This is a genomic window from Aquabacterium sp. (assembly GCF_035476535.1).
Taxonomy (GTDB): domain Bacteria; phylum Pseudomonadota; class Gammaproteobacteria; order Burkholderiales; family Burkholderiaceae_C; genus Pseudaquabacterium.
Genome location: NZ_DATILJ010000034.1, coordinates 1 through 5,735, shown reverse-complemented (window position 1 = coordinate 5,735; position 5,735 = coordinate 1). Strand labels below are relative to the sequence as shown.

Here is a 5,735-nt window from a genome sequence, read left to right as displayed (position 1 = left end):
GGCGCCGCGATCCCCGAGATCATCACGCCCGAGTTCGTGCGCGACGAGGTGGCGCGCGGCCGCGCGGTGATCCCGGCCAACATCAACCACCCCGAGCTGGAGCCGATGGCCATCGGCCGCAACTTCAAGGTCAAGATCAACGCCAACATCGGCAACTCGGCCGTCAGTTCGGGCATTGCCGAGGAGGTCGACAAGCTGGTGTGGTCCATCCGCTGGGGCGCCGACACGGTGATGGACTTGTCCACCGGCAAGCACATCCACACCACGCGCGACTGGATCCTCCGCAATTCACCGGTGCCCATCGGCACCGTGCCGATCTACCAGGCGCTGGAAAAAGTCGGCGGCGTGGCCGAGGACCTGACGTGGGAGATCTTCCGCGACACACTGATCGAGCAGGCCGAACAAGGCGTCGACTACTTCACCATCCATGCCGGCGTGCGGCTGCCCTTCATCCCGATGACGGTCAAGCGCCGCACCGGCATCGTCTCGCGCGGCGGCTCCATCCTCGCGAAGTGGTGCATCTCGCACCACCGCGAGAGCTTCATCTACACGCACTTCGAAGAGATCTGCGAGATCATGAAGGCCTACGACGTCAGCTTCTCGCTGGGCGACGGCCTGCGGCCCGGCAGCCTGTCGGACGCCAACGACGAAGCGCAGTTCGCCGAGTTGCGCACGCTGGGTGAGTTGACGACGGTCGCCTGGCAGCATGAAGTGCAGACGATGATCGAAGGGCCCGGCCATGTACCGATGCACCTGATCCGCGCCAACATGGACGAGCAGTTGAAGCACTGCCACGAGGCGCCGTTCTACACGCTCGGCCCGCTGACGATCGACATCGCACCGGGCTACGACCACATCGCCAGTGCGATCGGCGCGGCGATGATCGGCTGGATGGGCACGGCCATGCTGTGCTACGTGACGCCCAAGGAACACCTGGGGCTGCCGGACCGCGACGACGTCAAGCAGGGTCTGATCGCCTACGGCATCGCCGCGCATGCGGCCGACATCGCCAAGGGCCACCCGGGGGCGCGAGCCCGCGACGACGCGATCAGCGCGGCGCGCTTTGATTTCCGCTGGCACGACCAGTTCAACCTTGGTCTGGACCCCGACACGGCGCGGGAATTCCACGACGAGACCTTGCCGAAGGATGCGTCGAAACACGCACACTTCTGCTCGATGTGCGGGCCGAAGTTCTGCTCGATGAAGATCACGCAGGACGTGCGTGATTTCGTGCAGCAGCAAGGCCTGTCCGAGGAGGATGCGCGCCGGCGCGGCATGGCGGAGAAGTCGGCCGAGTTCCGCGCCGCGGGGGGTGAGTTGTACATCCCGATCCAGCCGGCCTGACCATGGGCACGCCGCTGGAGATCGGCATCGCCGGCGCCGGCTTGCTGGGCCGTCTGCTGGCCTGGCAGCTGTCGCGTGCCGGTCACCGCGTGACGGTGTTCGACCCCGCGCCGGACGCCACCGTGCGGCACGATGGCCGCGGCGCGGCGGCCTTCACTGCAGCCGGCATGCTGAGCCCACTGGCCGAGCGGGACAGCGGCGGTGAACGGGTGGCCGGGCTCGGCGAACGCTCGCTGGCGCTGTGGCTACAGATCGCTGCGGCCTTGTCGGCAGAGCCTCAGCAGCTGGTGCGGCAGCAAGGTAGCCTGCTGCTGGCCCACCGCGGCGATGCGGCCAGCGCTCGGAGATTGCTAACACACATCGAGCGCGGTAGCGTGCAGCCGCAGCCACTGGACCCGCAGTCCTTGGCCAGACTGGAACCCGCGCTGGTGCCGGGGCTGCTGGGCTGGCTGCTGCCGGGAGAAGGCCAGGTGATGCCGGCGCCGATGCTGCAAGCGCTGCAGACGCAGGCGCCGGGCGTGCGCTGGCACTGGCAACAGCCGGTGGTCGCGGTCGAGCGAGGCCGGCTGCAGTTGCAGGACGGCTCAATGCAGCACTGCGACCTGGCCATCGACGCGCGCGGCCTGGGCGCCCGCCCGCCGCTGCCGCTGCGCGGCGTGCGCGGCGAACTGCTCTGGCTGCACGCCCCAGGCCTGGTGCTGCAACGCCCGCTACGCCTGTTGCACCCGCGGCACCCGGTCTACCTGGTGCCGCGGCCCGGCGACATCGTCGTGCTCGGCGCCAGCGAGATCGAAAGCGAAGACCGCTCGCCCGTCAGCCTGCGCAGCGCCGTCGAGCTGATGGCCGCTGCGCACAGCGCCGTGCCCGAGCTGGCCGAGGCCCGCATCGTGCACCTGGAAACCAACCTGCGTCCCGCCCTGCCGGACAACCTGCCCCTGCTGCAACACGAACCCGGGATGCTGCGCATCAACGGCCTGTACCGCCACGGCTGGTTGATCGCGCCGGCGCTGGTGCAGGACGCGTTGGCCGCGCTGGGCCTGGTCGGCGCAGCCTTGAACCTTGAACCTGAGCGCAGTCATGCCTAAATCACAAGAGACGCGTCCTGACGACAGCCCGGTATTCCACGTCAACGGCCAGCCGCAGCCCTGGTCGCCTGGCCTGACGCTGGCCGAGCTGCTGCAGCGCCGGGGCGATGCACCGCAAACCGTGGCCACCGCGCTGAACGGCCAGTTCGTGCCGCGCCAGGCCCGTGCGCAGACGACGCTGCGGGCCGGCGACGCGCTCACCATCTTCGAAGCCATTGTCGGAGGCTGACACCATGCTCGAGATCACGCCACCCGCCAGCAGCAGCTGGACGGCCTACGGCCACCCGCTGCGCAGCCGCCTGCTGCTGGGCAGCGCCGGCTATCCCTCGCCCCAGGTGCTGGGCGAGGCCATTGCCGCGGCGCAGACCCAGGTCGTCACCGTCGGCCTCAAGCGCAGCCTGGGCGCCGGCAGCGGCGACAACGGCTTCGTCGCGATCGTGCGGCAGGCGCTGGCGCAGCAGGGCGCGCGGCTGCTGCCCAATACCGCCGGCTGCCGCAGCGCACGGGAAGCGATCACGCTGGCGCACATGGCGCGCGAGCTTTACGACACGCGCTGGATCAAGCTGGAGGTTGTCGGCGACGAACTGAGCCTGCAGCCCGAACCCTGGGAGACGCTGGCCGCCGCCGAGCAACTGGTGCGCGACGGCTTCGAGGTCTTCCCCTACTGCACCGACGACCTGGTGAGCTGCCGCCGCCTGCTGGACGTCGGTTGCCAGGTGCTGATGCCCTGGGGCGCGCCGATCGGCTCGGCGCAAGGCCTGATCAACCCGTGGGCGCTGCGCTGCCTGCGGGCCCGGCTGCCCGACGCGGTGCTGATCGTCGATGCCGGCATCGGCGCGCCTTCGCATGCCGTGCAGGCGATGGAGATGGGCTTTGATGCGGTGCTGCTGAACTCGGCCGTCGCGAAGTCGCCCGACCCGGTGCGCATGGCCGCCGCGATGGCGCATGCGGTGGCCGCCGGTCGGCTGGGCTTCGAGGCCGGGCTGATTGCCGCGCAGGAGAACGCCATCGCCAGCACCCCGGTAGACGGCCGGCCGTTCGTGATCAAGTGACCACCCCACCGGTGTCGCTTCGGCGCCATGGAGAACTCATGAACTCAACACCGATCATCTGGAGCGTGGCCGGCACCGACAGTGGCGGTGGCGCCGGCCTGGCCGCCGACCTGCGTGCGGCGGATGCGTTTGGCGTGCATGCCTGCATGGTGGTGGCCGCGATCACGGCCCAGCACTCGCAGGCGGTGCAGCGTGTCGACGCGGTGTCCGGCGATCTGCTCGCAGCACAGCTCGACGCACTGGCCAACGACCTGCCGCCGCGGGTGATCAAGACCGGCGTGCTCGGAAGCGCGGCGAATGTGCGGCTGCTGGCCCGGCACATCGACCAGCAGCACCAGCGCGGGCCGCTGGCACTGGTGGTCGACCCGGTGCTGCGCGCATCCAGCGGTGATGCATTGGCCGACCGCGAACTGCTGGCCGCGCTGCGCGATGAGCTGCTGCCGCGTGCCAACATGGTGACGCCGAACCGGGCCGAGGCCGCGCTGCTGCTAGGCTGGACCGGTGTGGAGCACGCGGCGCTGCCGGATGCCGCCCGTGCGCTTCAGGCGCTAGGCGCGCAGTCGGTCTGCATCACCGGCGGCGACGAGGCCGGCCGCAGCGCGATGGACTGGCTGCAAAGCCCCGACGCCGAGGGCTGGCTGAGCCTGCCGCGTGTGGCCACGCGTCACACCCACGGCACCGGCTGCAGTTTTGCGAGCGCACTGGCCGCCGCGCTGGCGCTGGGTTTTGTCAGTGCCGATGCCGCCGTGCTGGCGAAGATGGCCGTGGCCCATGCCCTGCACGAGGACGCGGCGCGGCCCTGCCCGGGCACCGGCCCCGGTCCGGTGCGGCTGCGCAGCGGCTTCGGCCAGGTGCCCGCGCTGCTGCCGTGGCTGTCGGACGAGATCGACCCACCGGCGCCACCACCGATGCGCGGCACCGATCTGCACGGCCTCTACGCCATCGTCGACAGCGCCGAGCGGGTCGATGCGGCCCTGGCCGCTGGCGTGCGCACGCTGCAGCTGCGCATCAAGACCGCGGGCGGCCCACCCACCGAGGCGCTGCGCACCGCCGTCGCCCGTGCCGTCACGGCCTGCCAGCGCGCCGGCGCGCAGCTGTTCATCAACGACCATTGGGCGTTGGCGCTCGAGCTTGGCGCCACCGGCGTGCACCTGGGGCAGGAAGACCTGCTGGCGCTGAACGCGGCCGAGCGCGCGCAGTTGCGTGCCGCCCAACAGCGCGGCCTGGCGCTGGGCCTCAGCTCGCACAGCCTGTGGGAGCTGTGCCGCGCGGCCGCCTGGCAGCCGGCCTACATCGCCTGCGGCCCCGTGTGGCCGACCGACACCAAGCGCATGCCCTGGCGGCCGCAGGGGTTGCACAACCTGGCCTGGTGGTGTGCGATGGCACCGGCGCCGGTGGTGGCGATCGGCGGCATCCTGGACCCGGCACGCGCTGCCGAGGCCGCGCGCTGCGGCGCGGCGGCCGTGTGCATCTTGCGCGGCTTGGGCGAGCAGCCGGCGCAGACGCTGCCGGCCTTCGTGAACGCCATCACCCGGGCACGCCGCGAGGCGCCTCTGCCCTGCCCGCCGCTGCCACGGCCGAGTCTTGCGCCGGCAGCAGGCGACGGCCGCTTCAACGGCCGCTGTTGCTGATCGTCCCAGGTCCCGGCAAGCCGGGCCGGCCCCGGCGCCTTGAGACCGGCAGCACCTCGGAAGACTGCTCGTCCAACTGGCGCAGCACTTCGTCGAAACCGAAACGCGGCGCCCAGCCCAGTTCGGCGATCGCCCGCGCCGGTGAATACACGCGGTCGATGGTCGCCGGCAGCGCCCAGCCGCGCTGCGCGAAGGCCTCGGCCAGCGCCGGCGCACGCTGGCGCAGCAAGGCCGGCGCATCGTGCAACAAGGCTCGCGCGTCGCCCGGCTCGAACGGCGTGGCGCCGGAGACGATGCAGCAGCGGCTCACATCCGGCGGCCGCATCAGCGCCAGCGCATGGGCCTGCGCCACATCCCGCGCATCAACACCACGATGCAGCCGGTACGCGGCCATCGCCGGTGCCGGCTCAGGGAAGCAGCGTGACATGCGCAGCACCGTCACCGCTGGTCCGCCCTGCCGTGCGGCGTCGATCAGCAGTTGCTCGGCGGCCAGCTTGCTGCGGTGGTAGATCGTGCGCGGCTGCGGCAGTGTGCCTTCGGTGACCCAGGCGGCGGCGTCGGCATCCTGGGCCGCACCGTACAAGGCCGTGGTGCTGGTGAACACGATGTGCCGCACACCATGG

6 protein-coding genes are annotated in these 5,735 nt (G+C 71.0%); 5 read left to right on the top strand and 1 reads right to left on the bottom strand.

Annotated features, from left to right (window positions below; genetic code table 11):
• The 5 genes from thiC to thiD form a co-directional block, all read left to right on the top strand.
• A partial coding sequence (thiC, locus tag VLK61_RS03920) for a phosphomethylpyrimidine synthase ThiC (RefSeq protein ID WP_325418511.1) occupies window positions 1-1,344 on the top strand: 1,344 nt, incomplete at its 5' end.
• A gap of 2 nt (window positions 1,345-1,346) precedes the next feature.
• The gene (locus VLK61_RS03915) at window positions 1,347-2,429 is read left to right on the top strand and encodes an FAD-dependent oxidoreductase (RefSeq protein WP_325418509.1); all 1,083 of its coding nucleotides are present in this window, start codon (window positions 1,347-1,349) and stop codon (window positions 2,427-2,429) included.
• Entirely contained in the window at window positions 2,422-2,658 is a 237-nt protein-coding gene (gene thiS / locus VLK61_RS03910; protein ID WP_325418507.1) for a sulfur carrier protein ThiS, read from the top strand. The genes VLK61_RS03915 and thiS overlap by 8 nt, the downstream gene beginning before the upstream one ends.
• Before the next feature lie 4 nt (window positions 2,659-2,662).
• Window positions 2,663-3,481, top strand: a complete 819-nt coding sequence (locus tag VLK61_RS03905; RefSeq protein ID WP_325418505.1) for a thiazole synthase — start codon at window positions 2,663-2,665, stop codon at window positions 3,479-3,481.
• A 38-nt stretch (window positions 3,482-3,519) separates the two neighbouring features.
• Window positions 3,520-5,112, top strand: coding sequence for a bifunctional hydroxymethylpyrimidine kinase/phosphomethylpyrimidine kinase (gene thiD, locus VLK61_RS03900; RefSeq protein ID WP_325418503.1), 1,593 nt, complete (start codon window positions 3,520-3,522; stop codon window positions 5,110-5,112).
• Here thiD and VLK61_RS03895 read toward each other — a convergent pair.
• Window positions 5,093-5,735 (bottom strand): NAD-dependent epimerase/dehydratase family protein (locus tag VLK61_RS03895; RefSeq protein ID WP_325418501.1); only part of this gene is annotated, 643 nt, incomplete at its 5' end. The genes thiD and VLK61_RS03895 overlap by 20 nt on opposite strands.